The sequence below is a fragment of the Sphingobium sp. MP9-4 genome (genome assembly GCF_005281675.1).
Classification (GTDB): domain Bacteria; phylum Pseudomonadota; class Alphaproteobacteria; order Sphingomonadales; family Sphingomonadaceae; genus Sphingobium; species Sphingobium yanoikuyae.
Genome location: NZ_LUFI01000023.1, coordinates 85191 through 99296, shown reverse-complemented (window position 1 = coordinate 99296; position 14106 = coordinate 85191). Strand labels below are relative to the sequence as shown.

At 64.8% G+C, this 14106-nt stretch carries 15 protein-coding genes; 13 read left to right on the top strand and 2 right to left on the bottom strand.

Annotation, left to right across the window (positions count from 1 at the left end; translation table 11 throughout):
* The 4 genes from infB to rbfA form a co-directional block, all read left to right on the top strand.
* Positions 1-2062: translation initiation factor IF-2 (gene infB, locus A0U87_RS06305; protein WP_137405295.1), on the top strand; the 2062-nt coding region annotated here is incomplete at its 5' end.
* A gap of 106 nt (positions 2063-2168) precedes the next feature.
* Positions 2169-2393 carry a type II toxin-antitoxin system RelE/ParE family toxin gene (locus A0U87_RS06300; protein ID WP_240700507.1) on the top strand — a complete coding sequence of 75 codons (225 nt, stop codon included), beginning with the start codon at positions 2169-2171 and terminating at the stop codon, positions 2391-2393.
* On the top strand, positions 2390-2764 hold the full coding sequence (locus A0U87_RS06295) for a helix-turn-helix transcriptional regulator (protein ID WP_048939455.1): 375 nt from the start codon (positions 2390-2392) through the stop codon (positions 2762-2764). The genes A0U87_RS06300 and A0U87_RS06295 overlap by 4 nt, the downstream gene beginning before the upstream one ends.
* Positions 2765-2766: 2 nt before the next feature.
* Positions 2767-3168: a 30S ribosome-binding factor RbfA gene (gene rbfA / locus A0U87_RS06290; protein ID WP_048939454.1), complete on the top strand. Its 402-nt coding sequence runs from the start codon at positions 2767-2769 to the stop codon at positions 3166-3168.
* A 35-nt stretch (positions 3169-3203) separates the two neighbouring features.
* Here the strand turns inward: rbfA and A0U87_RS06285 are convergent, their stop codons facing one another.
* The gene (locus tag A0U87_RS06285) at positions 3204-3491 is read right to left on the bottom strand and encodes a hypothetical protein (protein ID WP_048939453.1); all 288 of its coding nucleotides are present in this window, start codon (positions 3489-3491) and stop codon (positions 3204-3206) included.
* Positions 3492-3626: 135 nt separating this feature from the next.
* Between A0U87_RS06285 and A0U87_RS06280 the strand changes: the two genes are divergently transcribed.
* From A0U87_RS06280 to A0U87_RS06270, 3 genes are read left to right on the top strand one after another with little or no spacing between them, the layout of a single operon-like run.
* Entirely contained in the window at positions 3627-4523 is an 897-nt protein-coding gene (locus A0U87_RS06280; RefSeq protein ID WP_048939452.1) for an alpha/beta hydrolase, read from the top strand.
* Between the two features lie 9 nt (positions 4524-4532).
* The gene (locus tag A0U87_RS06275) at positions 4533-5111 is read left to right on the top strand and encodes a thymidine kinase (RefSeq protein ID WP_048939451.1); all 579 of its coding nucleotides are present in this window, start codon (positions 4533-4535) and stop codon (positions 5109-5111) included.
* 5 nt (positions 5112-5116) lie between these two features.
* Complete coding sequence (locus A0U87_RS06270; protein WP_048939459.1) at positions 5117-5659, top strand: GNAT family protein; 543 nt, start codon at positions 5117-5119, stop codon at positions 5657-5659.
* 3 nt (positions 5660-5662) lie between these two features.
* On the opposite strand, the gene A0U87_RS06265 is transcribed toward A0U87_RS06270, so the two are convergent.
* A complete protein-coding gene (locus A0U87_RS06265) occupies positions 5663-6358 on the bottom strand; it encodes an HAD family hydrolase (RefSeq protein ID WP_137405294.1) in 696 nt (231 codons plus the stop codon).
* A gap of 163 nt (positions 6359-6521) precedes the next feature.
* On the opposite strand from A0U87_RS06265, the gene truB reads away from it, so the two are divergent.
* The 6 genes from truB (at position 6522) to recN (ending at position 13971) form a co-directional block, all read left to right on the top strand.
* Positions 6522-7430, top strand: coding sequence for a tRNA pseudouridine(55) synthase TruB (gene truB / locus A0U87_RS06260; protein ID WP_048939449.1), 909 nt, complete (start codon positions 6522-6524; stop codon positions 7428-7430).
* A gap of 17 nt (positions 7431-7447) precedes the next feature.
* Positions 7448-7717, top strand: a complete 270-nt coding sequence (rpsO, locus tag A0U87_RS06255; protein WP_010337408.1) for a 30S ribosomal protein S15 — start codon at positions 7448-7450, stop codon at positions 7715-7717.
* A 202-nt stretch (positions 7718-7919) separates the two neighbouring features.
* Complete coding sequence (gene pnp, locus A0U87_RS06250) at positions 7920-10235, top strand: polyribonucleotide nucleotidyltransferase (protein WP_137405293.1); 2316 nt, start codon at positions 7920-7922, stop codon at positions 10233-10235.
* A 146-nt stretch (positions 10236-10381) separates the two neighbouring features.
* Positions 10382-11401 carry a histidine kinase dimerization/phosphoacceptor domain -containing protein gene (locus A0U87_RS06245; protein ID WP_137405292.1) on the top strand — a complete coding sequence of 340 codons (1020 nt, stop codon included), beginning with the start codon at positions 10382-10384 and terminating at the stop codon, positions 11399-11401.
* 67 nt (positions 11402-11468) lie between these two features.
* Positions 11469-12257: an outer membrane protein assembly factor BamD gene (locus tag A0U87_RS06240; protein ID WP_037492082.1), complete on the top strand. Its 789-nt coding sequence runs from the start codon at positions 11469-11471 to the stop codon at positions 12255-12257.
* 52 nt (positions 12258-12309) lie between these two features.
* Positions 12310-13971 (top strand): DNA repair protein RecN, encoded by a 1662-nt coding sequence (gene recN / locus A0U87_RS06235; RefSeq protein ID WP_048939448.1) that lies wholly within the window; start codon positions 12310-12312, stop codon positions 13969-13971.
* Positions 13972-14106 lie beyond the last annotated feature (135 nt).

Here is a 14106-nt window from a genome sequence, read left to right as displayed (position 1 = left end):
CGCGCCGGCTGCTGCAGCCGAGCCTGCCGCTGCTGCCCCGGCTGCGCCCGCCGCACCGGCCACCACCAGCTCGACCATGCCGCCGCCGCGCCGCTTCACCCCGGTCGCGCCGGTCAAACGCCCCGAACCGGCGAAGCCCGATCGTGCCAAGCGCAACGATGACAATCGCCGCCAGTCCGGCAAGCTGACCGTCACCCGCGCGCTTGCGGACGACGACAGCGCCCGTGCCCGCAGCCTCGCCGCGCTCAAGCGCGCTCGCGAGAAGGAACGTCGTGCCCATTATTCGGGCGGCAGCCAGCCGCGCGAGAAGCAGAGCCGCGACGTCGTGGTGCCCGAAAGCATCACCGTGCAGGAACTGGCCAACCGTATGGCCGAAAAGGGCGCGGACCTGGTCAAGGCCCTGTTCAAGATGGGCACCGCCGTCACGCTCAACCAGCCGATCGATCAGGATACGGCGGAGCTGCTGGTCGAGGAATTCGGCCACCGCATCCAGCGCGTGTCGGATGCCGACGTCGAAATCGGCATGGAAGGCGAGGCTGACGCACCCGAAACGCTCAAGCCGCGTGCCCCGGTCGTGACCATCATGGGCCATGTCGACCATGGCAAGACCTCGCTGCTCGACGCGCTGCGCGGCACCGACGTGGTGGCCGGCGAAAGCGGCGGCATCACCCAGCATATCGGCGCCTATCAGGTGAAGACGAAGAGCGGTGACCTCATCACCTTCCTCGATACGCCGGGTCACGAAGCCTTCTCGGAAATGCGTGCCCGTGGCGCGAACGTCACCGACATCGTCATCCTCGTGGTGGCGGCCGATGACGGCCTGATGCCGCAGACGATCGAAGCCATCAACCACACCAAGGCTGCTGGCGTGCCGATGATCGTCGCGATCAACAAGTGCGATAAGCCCGACGCCAACCCGCAGAAGGTGCGTGAGCGCCTGCTGAGCGAGGAAATCGTGGTCGAGGACATGGGCGGTGACGTCCAGGACGTGGAAGTGTCGGCGCTCAAGAAGACCGGCCTTGACGAACTGATCACCAAGATCCTGCTCCAGGCCGAGGTCATGGAACTGACCGCCAACCCCGATCGCGACGCCGAAGGCAATGTGATCGAGGCACAGCTCGACAAGGGCCGTGGTGCGGTTGCGACCGTGCTGGTCCGCAAGGGCACGCTGAAGATCGGCGACACCTTCGTCATCGGTTCGGAAAGCGGCAAGGTCCGCGCGATGATCAACGACAAGGGCCAGCAGGTTAAGGTCGCTGGTCCCTCGACCCCGGTCGAGGTTCTGGGTCTGTCGGGCGTGCCGATGGCCGGTGACCAGCTCACCGTCGTCGAGAATGAAGCCCGCGCCCGCGAAGTCGCTGCCTATCGTCAGGAACAGGCGACCAAGAAGCGCACCACGGCTGCCCCGACCAGCTTCGAGCATATGTTCTCGGCGCTGAACACCAAGGTCATCGAATATCCGGTGGTGGTGAAGGGCGACGTGCAGGGTTCGGTCGAAGCGATCGTGTCCTCGCTCAACCGCATCTCGACCGACGAGATCAAGGTTCGCATCCTGCATTCGGGCGTCGGTGCGATCACCGAGAGCGACGTCACGCTGGCCGCTGCCAGCCGCGCGCCGCTGATCGGCTTCAACGTCCGTCCCAATGCCAAGGCCCGTCAGCTCGCCGAGCGCGAGAAGATCAGCCTGCGCTACTATGACGTGATCTACGACCTGCTTGAGGAAGTTCGCGGCGAAATGGCTGGCCAGCTCGCCCCCGAACGGATCGAGACGATCGTCGGCCGCGCCGAGGTGCTGCAGGTCTTCCCGGCCGGCAAGAAGGACAAGGCCGCTGGTCTGCTCGTCCTCGACGGCATCATCCGCAAGGGTCTGGCCGCGCGCCTCACCCGCGACGATGTCATCGTATCGCGCACCAACATCGCGTCGCTGCGTCGCTTCAAGGACGATGTCTCCGAAGTCCGCGCCGGCATGGAGTGTGGTGCGGTCCTGCAGGACACCAACGACATCAAGCCGGGCGATACGCTCGAACTGTTCGAAGTCGAAGAGCGCGCACGCACGCTGTGAGTTACAGAAGGCCGGTCGAGGAATTTAGCTGTGAGCTAAATTTCTTGACCGGCCTTTGCCGTGCCTATAATTTGCGGATGTGGATATCCGCTTCTCGAAGACGGCGATGAGAGCGCTGCTGCGATCGAACAAGCGAACGCTTATTCGGCAGAAGATTGACGAGTTGGCGAACGATCCCGCATCGCTGGAAGCCAATGTGAAGCGTCTTCAGGGGCGCCCGGAATATCGCTTGCGGGTTCAGGACTGGCGCGTGATTTTCCGTTTTGATCAGGATATTCTGTGGATTGACGATATAGCGCCGCGCGGATCGGCTTATGAGGTGAACCCATGACCGTTCAGATTGTCGAGATCGCGGGCCAGAAGATCGCGATGCTGCCGATTGAGGATTATCAGCGGCTTGTCGAGATCGCGGAGGATAAGGCTGACATGATAGCAGCTGCAGAGGCTGAGGCGCGCCGCGATGAGGGCGAGGAATATCTTCCCGCGAAAGTGGTCGATGGAATGATGGCCGGGGAAAGCCCTTTACGCGCATGGCGAAAACATCGGGGCTTAACGCTGAAAGTTTTGGCGGAACGGGTGGGCTCGACGCATGCCCATCTCAGTAATGTAGAACGCAATAAGAGAAGCGCGAATGTGGAACTCTGGCGCAAGCTGGCCATGGAGTTGAATGTTTCGCTCGACGATATGTTTTTTAAGGTCTGACTATGGCTCAACAACAATCCGAAGGCCCCTCTGTCCGCCTGCTGCGCGTCGGCGAACAGGTGCGCCATGTCCTTTCCGACATTCTCCAGCGCGGCGACGTGCATGACGATGTGCTGAGCCAGCATGTGGTCAGCGTCACCGAAGTGCGCATGTCGCCCGACCTGCGCCACGCCACCGTCTTCATCAAGTCGCTGCTCGGCAAGGATGAGGAAGCGGTGCTCAAGGCGCTGCGCACCAACACCGCCTATCTCCAGCGCGAAGTCGCGCACCGCATCCGCCTCAAATATGCGGCGAAGCTCAAATTCCTGTCGGACGAGAGCTTCGACGAGGGCAGCCATATCGACAAGCTGCTCCGCGACCCCAAGGTTGCCCGCGACCTGGAGCAGGATGAGAGCGAAGATTGAAAGGCTGGCCCCCGGAGCGCTGTTCCGGGGGAGGGCTACGCCATGGCTGCGATGGAATTTTGAGAGCGTAAACGCGCGATCGCCTCGTCGGGCGTTTTACCTGTAGCAATCCAGGCTGGATGAGCCTGCCAAAACGCAGCTGCCTCCAGGTCATTGCCGCTGGGACCGTGGCTCATGATCCAGCCTATCCGCGAAGCCTCCTCGTAGGAGCGATCGCCCTCCGCCAGTGCAAGCCATGCCCCGCCACTATAGGCACCGCTATATCGGTCCTGCACGAGGACGATGGGATCGAGACAGGCTTCACGGGCTTGCGCGGTCGCCATGTGTTTGCTCCAGCAATTGTGTGGCGCGTCTTGCCATATCTTGTCCGGTCGCGGAATGTTTCCAGCGTCGACGCGACGGTGCGGCAGCGCTAACAGCGTCTTTCCCGGAACCGGAAGATCAAGAGGGGCAGACGCATGAAGATGAGCGGGATAATCAGTATGGCCGCCTTGGCATTGGCTACGCCCGCCATCGCCCGCGAACCTGCCACCCATCCCGCCGTCATCACCGATCCCGCGCCCGACGCCGCCAATCCCGCGCGGATGGACGCGTTCGTCCTTCCCTCGGGCGAGGGGGCGATGAATGCGGTCATGTATGTCGCGGCGGGCAGCGGCGTGCATCCGACCCTGCTGCTGCTGCACGGTTTTCCGGGCAATGAGCAGAATCTGGATCTGGCTCAGGCCGCGCGCCGCGCCGGCTGGAATGTTCTAACCCTCCATTATCGCGGATCGTGGGGCAGCCCCGGCATCTTTTCCTTCACCAACGCGGCGGAGGATGCGTTCAACGCGCTGCTGTTCCTGGAGGAAGCCTCGACCGTCGCCAAATATCGTATCGACACCAGCGCGATCGTGGTCGCCGGCCACAGCATGGGCGGCTTCATGGCGGCGGAGGCGGCGGCCGCAGAACCGCGCGTCGCCGGGCTGTTCCTGATCGATCCCTGGGATCCGGCCCAGACCGTTGCCGCGCTCGCCACGCCACAGGGGGAGGCCGGCTGGAAAGCGGAGGTGGCGGGCGACCTGCCGCCGCTGTCGGGCGCCAGCTATGAAAGCCTGACCGCCGAGATCAAGGGCGATGCGCAGAAGTTCGACCTTGGCCGCAAGCTGGTCGGCTATGGCCGCCGGCCGCTGACCATCATCGGCGCGGACCGGGGGATTGGCGCGATGGCGCGCAAGGTCGGGGCGGACGCCCAGTCGGCCAATCCCAATACCCGCCTGATGGTCTGGCCGACCGATCACAGCTTCTCCGACAAGCGGATCGCGCTCGCCGACGCGCTGGTGCGTTTCCTGGCTGGCGTTGCGCCCACGCTGCGCTAAAGCGCGGCCATGGCGAAGCTCTATTTCTATTATAGCTCGATGAATGCGGGCAAATCGACGACCCTGCTGCAGTCGAGCTTCAACTATCAGGAACGCGGCATGGCGACGATGCTGTGGACCGCGGCTGTCGACGATCGCTTCGGCCATGGCCGGATCGCCTCGCGCATCGGGCTGGAGGCGCAGGCGCATCTGTTCGAGCCGGGCGTCGACATGCTCGCCGCCATCGCCGCCCAGCATGACACGACACCACTGTCCTGTGTGCTGGTGGACGAGGCGCAGTTCCTGACCCGCGATCAGGTCTGGCAACTCGCCGCGGTTAGCGACAGCCTGGGCATTCCCGTCCTCTGCTATGGCCTGCGCACCGATTTCCAGGGGGAATTGTTCGAGGGCAGCGCCCATTTGCTCGGCCTCGCCGATGCGCTGACCGAGATCAAGACGGTGTGCGATTGCGGCCGCAAGGCGACGATGAACCTGCGTGTCGATGCGTCGGGACGCGCGATCCGCCAGGGCGCCCAGACCGAGATTGGCGGCAATGACCGTTATGTGGCGCTGTGCCGTCGCCATTTCGTCGAGCAGATGCGCGGATGAGCCGGATGGACGATCTGCTGGCGCCGATCGACGCGCCCGGCCTTCATCTGGAGCAGTTGGCCGACCATCATCGCGAGGCGTTGCGCGGGATTTGTCCGGTCGACGATCCGGTATGGGAGATTTATCCCGTGCGCTTTGCTGGACCGGATTTCGATGCCGCCTTCGACGCGACGCTGACCAGCGCAGACCGCAATGCCTTCCTGATCTTGGCGGATGGCCAGCCGGTCGGCATGTCAGGCTACCTCAATGTCCATCCCGCCGACAATGCGCTGGAAATCGGCCTCACCTATATGACGCCGGCCACCCGCGGCACCGGTCTCAATAGCCGGATCAAGCCCTTGCTGATCGGCCGGGCGCTGGCCTGCGGTTTCCATCGCATCGAACTTCGGGTCGACGCCCGCAACATACGCTCGCAAAGGGCGGTGGAGAAGCTGGGCGCCGTGCGCGAGGGCATATTGCGCAAGCAGCGCATCACCTGGACCGGCCATGTCCGCGACACGGTGATCTATTCGATCCTCGCCGACGAATGGGCCGCGCGCGCCGCCTGAACTTCAGTTGATGCCGGCAATCCAGTCAGGCAGTTCGCCCAGCCGTTCCAACTGGGTATAGCGGGCCGCGCCGATCGGCGGCTGTGCCCGCTCATGCGACCAGGCGCCCTCCTGCGGGATGAACGCGGCCCAGGCGCCGGCCTCCAGCGCCGGCAATATGTCCGACCGCATCGAATCGCCGGCCATCACCGCCTGTTCGGGGGCGATGCCATGGCGGGCGAACAGGGTGCGGAAAGTGTCGACCTTCTTGTCGCTGACGATCTCGATCCCGGAAAACAGGTCGCCCAGGCCCGATGCTGCCAGCTTGCTTTCCTGGTGCAGCAGGTCGCCCTTGGTCACCAGCACCAGCGGGCCTATGTCCGCCAGCCGCTCCAGCGTCTCCTCCACCCCGTCGAACAGCTCGACCGGATGGGCCAGCAGCACGCGGCCCGCCGCCAATATGTCCTGGATCATCGCGGTCGACAGCTGATCGCCGGCCAGTTCCACCGCCGCCTCGATCATCGATAGGGTGAAGCCCTTGGCGCCATAGCCATAGAGCGGCAGGTTGCGGATCTCGCAGGCGATCAGCCGCTCGCGCGTCACATCGACATCGGCAAAGGGCTGCAACATGTCGGTCAGCGCCTCCTGGGTCGCGTTGAAATGGCGCATATTGTGCCACAGCGTATCGTCGGCATCGAGGCAGATGAGCTTGATCGTCATGGGGCCGGAATAGCCGAGCGCGGGGCAGGGGGAAATGGCTGATCGGCAAGGCGTTTCATCCTTCCTTCCATTGGCCTCCGTTTCTCGACAGGCGCGAAACGAACGGACGTAAGGATGCGATAAGGGCTGACAGGGCAGGGCGGGCGCTATAGAGCGCGCCGCCATGCACGGCTGGATCATCCTCGACAAACCCCATGGCCTTGGCTCGACCCAGGCGGTCAGCGCAGTGAAGCGCGCGCTGCGGACCCAGCGCGAGGTGCTGGGCGGGACGGAGAAATGGAAGGTCGGCCATGGCGGCACGCTCGATCCGCTGGCGACCGGCGTGCTGCCGATCGCGATCGGCGAGGCGACCAAGCTGGCCGGCCGGATGCTCGACAGCGACAAGATCTATGATTTCACCATCGCCTTCGGCGCACAGACCGACACGCTCGATCTGGAGGGGAAGGTCATCGCGGAAAGCGAGGTGCGCCCGACGCTGACGCAGCTGGAAGCCATCCTGCCGCGCTTCACCGGCCCGATCGAGCAGGCGCCGCCCGCCTATAGCGCGATCCTGATCGACGGACAGCGCGCCTATGACCTCGCCCGCAAGGGGGAGGAAGTGGAGATGAAGACGCGATCGGTGACGATCCATGCGCTGGCGATCGCGGGGCAGGAACAGGAAGAGGGCGCACTCGCCTCCGTCACCCTGCGTGCCCATGTCTCCAAGGGCACCTATATCCGCTCCCTTGCCCGCGACATCGCGCTGGCGCTCGGCACGGTCGGCCATGTCACCATGTTGCGGCGGATCAAGGCCGGGCCCTTCACCCTGGAAACCGCGATTTCGCTGGACAAACTGGACGAAGCTGCTAGGGGCGGCGACATCGGCGAGCTTATGCTCCCGTTGACGGCAGGGCTGGACGATATCCCGGCTCTTGCAGTCTCTCCCGATGAAGCATTGGCACTCCGACAGGGGAAGATGCTCATGGGGAAACCGCACACCGGTCTCCTGCTGGCGATGTTGGGCGATACGCCCGTCGCGCTGGTGGAGTCCAGTGGCCCGGAGATCCGGGTGGTGCGCGGCTTCAATCTCTAGATACGAAAGGAAGCCCGATGTCGATCACTGCAGAGCGCAAGGAAGCGCTGATCAAGGAACATGCCCGCGTCGAAGGCGACACCGGTTCGCCGGAAGTCCAGGTTGCGATCCTGTCGGAGCGCATCTCGAACCTGACCGAGCATTTCAAGGGTCACCACAAGGATAACCACAGCCGTCGCGGCCTGCTGATGCTGGTCAACAAGCGTCGTTCGCTGCTGGACTATCTGAAGAAGAAGGATGCGGCTCGCTACACCGACCTCATCACCAAGCTGGGCCTGCGTAAGTAAGCCTGCTAATAAGGGACGGCCCCATTCGGGGCCGTTTCCGATTCTAACGGACGTCCTTTTGGGGATGTCATTCGGGACGGGCGCAATCCGGCGCCCCGTTTCGTTTCAGGGGCCACACGATGCTCCACAACCGCCGCGGACCGGTTTCGTCCGCATATGAGGCCCCGCCCGGCAATAGGGCCAGGTGGGCAAAGGAACATATATGTTCGATGTAAAGAAAGTTTCGATCGAGCTGGCCGGCAAGACGCTGACCCTCGAAACCGGCCGGATCGCGCGTCAGGCCGACGCCGCCGTGCTGGCAACCTATGGCGAAACCGTGGTGCTGTGCGCCGTGACCGCCGCCAAGTCGGTGAAGGACGGCCAGGACTTCTTCCCGCTGACCGTTCACTATCAGGAAAAATATTCGGCCGCCGGCCGCATTCCGGGTGGTTTCTTCAAGCGTGAGCGTGGCGCCACCGAGAAGGAAACCCTGGTTTCGCGCCTGATCGACCGTCCGATCCGCCCGCTCTTCCCCGAAGGCTTCTACAACGAAATCAACGTCATTGCCCAGGTGATGTCGTTCGATGGCGAGAGCGAGCCCGACATCGTCGCGATGATCGCTGCTTCCGCTGCCCTGACCCTGTCGGGCGTGCCCTTCATGGGTCCGATCGGCGCTGCCCGCGTCGGTTACAAGGATGGCGAATATCAGCTGAACCCGTCGCTGGACGAAGTGAAGACCGGCGAACTCGACCTGGTCGTCGCTGCCACCAGCAACGCCGTGATGATGGTCGAATCCGAAGCCAAGGAACTGTCGGAAGACGTCATGCTCGGCGCCGTCCTGTTCGCCCATGAAGCGAGCAAGAAGGTCGTCGACGCGATCATCCAGCTGGCCGAAAAGGCCGCCAAGGATCCGTGGGAAATGGCCAAGGGCGACGATCTCGGCGCGCTGAAGACCAAGCTCAAGGATCTGATCGGTGGCGACATCGCCGCCGCCTACAAGCTGACCGACAAGTCGGCCCGCTCGAACGCCCTGAACGAAGCCCGCGCCAAGGCGAAGGCGATGTTCACGGAAGACGGCCTCGACGCCCAGACCGTGATGGCCGGCATCAAGCTGACCAAGAAGCTGGAAGCCGAGATCGTCCGTGGCGCCATCCTGAAGGACGGCCAGCGCATCGACGGCCGCACCACCACCCAGATCCGTCCGATCGAGGCGATGGTCGGCTTCCTGCCGCGCACCCATGGTTCGGCCCTGTTCACCCGTGGCGAGACGCAGGCGATCTGCACCACCACGCTGGGCACCAAGGACGCCGAGCAGATGATCGACGGCCTCACTGGCCTGCACTATGAAAACTTCATGCTGCACTACAACTTCCCGCCCTATTCGGTCGGTGAAGTGGGCCGCTTCGGTGCGCCGGGTCGTCGTGAAGTCGGCCATGGCAAGCTCGCCTGGCGTGCGCTGCACCCGGTGCTGCCGACCAAGGACGAATTCCCCTACACCATCCGCGTTCTCTCGGACATCACCGAGTCGAACGGTTCCTCGTCGATGGCCACCGTCTGCGGTGGTTCGCTCTCGATGATGGATGCGGGCGTTCCGCTGAAGCGTCCGGTGTCGGGCATCGCCATGGGCCTGATCCTGGAAGGCAGCGACTTCGCCGTCATCTCGGACATCCTGGGCGACGAAGATCACCTTGGCGACATGGACTTCAAGGTCGCTGGCACCGAAGCCGGCATCACCACCATGCAGATGGACATCAAGGTTGCCGGCATCACGCAGGAAATCTTCGAGACCGCCCTGCGCCAGGCCAAGGAAGGTCGCGCCCACATCCTGGGTGAGATGAACAAGGCCCTGTCCTCGACCCGCACCGAACTGTCGGCGCACGCCCCGCGCATCGAGACGATCCAGATCGACAAGTCGAAGATCCGTGACGTCATCGGCACCGGCGGCAAGGTCATCCGCGAGATCGTCGCCGAAACCGGCGCCAAGGTCGACATCGACGACGAAGGCATCATCAAGATTTCGTCGTCCGACACCGCCCAGATCGAAGCTGCCAAGAAGTGGATTCTCGGCATCGTCGAGGAAGCGGAAGTCGGCAAGATCTACACCGGCAAGGTCGTCAACATCGTCGACTTCGGTGCGTTCGTGAACTTCATGGGTGGCAAGGACGGCCTCGTCCACGTCAGCGAAATTAAGAACGAGCGCGTCGAAAAGCCGACCGACGTCGTGTCGGAAGGCCAGGAAGTGAAGGTCAAGGTTCTCGAGATCGATCCGCGCGGCAAGGTTCGCCTGTCGATGCGCGTCGTCGACCAGGAAACCGGCGAGGAACTGGAAGATACCCGTCCGGCCCGCGAACCGCGTGAACCGCGCGGCGACCGTGGTGATCGCGGCGATCGTGGTCGCGGCCCGCGCCGTGACGGCGGCGACCGTGGCGGTCGTGGTGGCGATCGTGGCCCGCGCCGCGACCGTGGCCCGCGCAGCGAAGGCAAGGGCGACGATGACGGCTCCAACGCCGGTCTGCCCGACTTCCTGACCCAGGACTGATCGGCAGCATCATCGCTGACAGGAAAAGGGGGCGTCCGGCTTGGCCGGGCGCCCTTTTTCGTGACGAATCCCGTCAGGGCTGATTTCGATCAAGGCGCGGGGGGCGACATCTGATACGGTCGCGTCACGGTTCCGGGGGAATGTCCATGCAACGCAGCAATGAGCGGTTTGTCGAGCGCCTGCCGCTCGTGCTTCCAAGACCGGTCTATGGCTATGCGCTGAGCCTGTTGCTCTGCCTGCTCGCCTGGCTGGTGCGGGTTGCAGCGGAAACGCTGCTGCCGGTCGGCTATCCCTTCGTCACCTTCTTCCCGGCGGTCATCCTCTCCTCCTTCCTGTTCGGGGTGCGGCCGGGCATCTTCGCCGCCATCATCGGCGGGCTGCTGTCCTGGTATTGCTTAATCCCGCCCTTCTATGCGCTGGCCTTCAACCCCGGCGTCGCGATGGCGCTGATCTTCTACACGATGGTCGTGGCCGTCGACATATTGCTCATCCACTTCATGCAGCGCGCCAATTTCAACCTGGCGGTGGAGCGGGAGCGCAGCCGCGCCCTGGCCGAGAATCGCGAATTATTGTTCCGCGAACTCCAGCACCGCGTGTCGAACAATCTTCAGGTGGTGGCCGCCATGCTCTCGCTCCAGCGGCGCCAGATCGACAATGATGTCGCCCGTCGCGCGCTGGACGATGCCGCCGCCCGCCTCGCCCTGATTGGCAAGATCAGCCGCGCCCTCTATGATCCCTCGGGGCAGGGGCAGGAACTGCGCGCCTTCATGGTCATGCTCTGCGCCGATATCGTCGATGCGTCCGGCCGCACCGATATTGATTGCACCATCTGCGCGCCCGATGGCCTGTCGCTCGAACCCGATGTCATCGTGCCGCTGGCGCTGATCGTGGCGGAATCGGTCAGCAACGCGATCGAACATGGCCTGCCCGATCGCGCCGGCCGCGTCGCGGTGACGCTGGAACAGCAGACGGGCGGCGCGCTCCAACTGCGCATCGTCGACGACGGGCGCGGCCTGCCGGACGGGACCATGCCCGACGGACCGACCAGCATCGGCCTGCGCATTGCCGTCGCGCTGGCGCAGCAGCTTGGCGGCCGCTTCCGGCTGGAACCTGCGCCGGATGGCGGCGCCATGGCTTGCCTCGACCTGCCGCAACAGACGCGCTGACACGGCTTAACGTTCTGCAACATTCTGGCGCTTGGCGACGGCGATCCGCTCGGCTATGACCCGGCGCATGCTGACGAAAACCCTGACGCGCATCGGCGCGGCCACCACTCTGGTCCTGATCGCCTCGCCTGTGCTGACCGGCTGCTCCACATCGAAGAACAAGGCCGACACCCTCTACGTCGCCCGCGACGTGTCGACCCTCTACAACAGCGGCAAGGCCCGCCTCGATCGCGGCCAGTACAAGCTCGCCGCCGCACTGTTCGATGAGGTCGAGCGCCAGCATCCCTATTCGCCCTGGGCGCGCCGTGCGCAGCTCATGTCGGCGTTCAGCTATTATATGAACCGCGACTATCCGGAATCGATCGCGGCCTCGCAGCGCTTCCTGTCGATCCACACCGGCAACAAGGACGCGCCCTACGCTTATTATCTGATCGCGCTGTGCTATTATGAGCAGATTGCCGACGTCACCCGCGACCAGAAGATCACGCAGCAGGCGATGGATGCGCTGGGCGAACTGATCCGCCGCTATCCCGACACCCGCTATGCCGCCGACGCCCGTCTGAAGGTCGACCTGGTCAATGACCACCTCGCCGGCAAGGAAATGGAGCTGGGCCGCTTCTACCAGCGCCGGGGCCAGTGGCTCGCCGCCACGCTGCGCTTCCGCACCGTGATCGACAAGTTCCAGACCACCACCCACACGCCCGAAGCGCTGGAGCGTCTGGTCGAATCCTATCTCTCGCTCGGCATCCCGGCCGAAGCGCAGAAGGCCGCCGCCGTGCTGGGCCGCAACTATCCCGGCACCAAATGGTATGAGCGCAGCTACAAGCTGATGCAGCAGCATCCGGTCAAGAGCTGAGGCGCACGCTTTATTTGTTCCCCTTTTGTGCGATGGCAGGTAGACAGGCGCCATGCTGACCTCGCTTGCCATCCGCAATGTCGTGCTGATCGAGGCGCTGGACCTGGAGTTCGGCGCCGGCCTGTCCGTCCTCACCGGTGAAACCGGCGCGGGCAAGTCGATCCTGCTCGATTCGCTGGGGCTGGCATTGGGCGCCCGCGCCGACAGCGGCCTTGTCCGGGCAGGGGAGGCGCAGGCCAGCGTCACCGCCAGCTTCGATCCGCCGCCCGCCGGACATCGCGCCGCGCTGCTGCTGGCCGACAATGGCATCGAGATCGAAGCCGGTGAACCGCTGCTGATCCGCCGCACGGTGAAGGCCGATGGCGGCAGCCGCGCCTTCATCAACGACCAGGCCTGTTCTGCCGCGCTGCTGCGCGACCTGGGCGGCGCGCTGGTCGAGATCCACGGCCAGCATGACGATCGCGGCCTGCTCAACGCCCGCGGCCACCGCGCCCTGCTCGACACCTATGGCCGCTGCGAGGCGGAGGCGGTCGCCACCGCTTACACCGCTTGGCGCGCCGCCGCCGCCGATCTGGCGCAGGCGCGCGACACCGTCGCCAATGCCGCGCGCGATCGCGACTATCTCGACCATGCCGTCGCCGAACTGTCGAAATTCGCGCCCGAAGCCGGCGAGGAAGCGACTTTGGCGGAGGAGCGCGCGACCATGCAGAAGGGCGCGCGCCTGTCCGATGACCTGTCCGCCGTCACCGATTGCCTGACCGGCTCCGACGGTGGCCTTGCCCAGTTGCGGCAGGCCGCCCGCCGGCTCGACCGGATCGCGGGCGAATATGAACCGCTCTCCGCCGTGCTGGAGGCGCTGGACCGCGCCGTGATCGAAGCGGGCGAGGCGGAGGACAAGCTGGCCGAGGCGGCCGAGGCGCTGAGCTTCGACCCCGCCCGGCTGGACGCGATCGAGACCCGGCTGTTCGACCTGCGCGGCCTGGCCCGCAAGCATCAGGTCGCGCCCGACGATCTCGCCGCGCTGCGCGACGAGATGGCCGCCCGCCTCGCCGCGATCGAGGGTGGGGAGGAGCATATCGCCGCGCTCGAAGCCGATGTCGCGCAAAAGGCCGCAACCTATCGCGCCGCTGCCCAGGCGCTGTCGGCCGAACGCCAACTCGCCGCAGGCCGGCTCGATGCGGCGGTCGCGGGCGAACTGGCGCCGCTGAAGCTCGACGCCGCCCGCTTCCGCACCGTCGTAGCCCCGCTCGAAGAAGGGCAATGGAGCGGCGCCGGCATGGACCGGGTCGAGTTCGAGATTTCGACCAATCCCGGTGCCCCCTTCGCGCCGCTCGCCAAGATCGCCTCGGGCGGGGAACTGTCCCGCTTCATCCTCGCGCTCAAGGTTGCGCTGGCGGAGCGGGGCGGGGCCGACACGCTGATCTTCGACGAGATTGACCGGGGCGTCGGCGGCGCGGTGGCCGATGCGATCGGCGAGCGCCTGTCGCGCCTGGCACAGAGCAACCAGATCCTGGTCGTCACCCACAGCCCGCAGGTCGCGGCGCGCGGCGCCGGCCATATGCTGATCGCGAAATCGAGCGACGGCACGGTGACGCGCACCGGCGTCCATGCGCTGAGCGATGGCGAACGCCGCGAGGAAATCGCCCGCATGCTCTCCGGCGCGGAAATCACCGCTGAAGCCCGCGCACAGGCGGAACGGCTGCTGGAAGCTTGAGGCTTGCCAATTCGCGCGTTTCACATACCGTTCGGGCTGAGCGAAGTCGAAGCCTTCACCTGAGCGAAGCGAAGGCGCCTCGCTCCGCTCGGCGCGTCCTTCGACTTCGCTCAGGACGAACGGAGGGGATAGGAT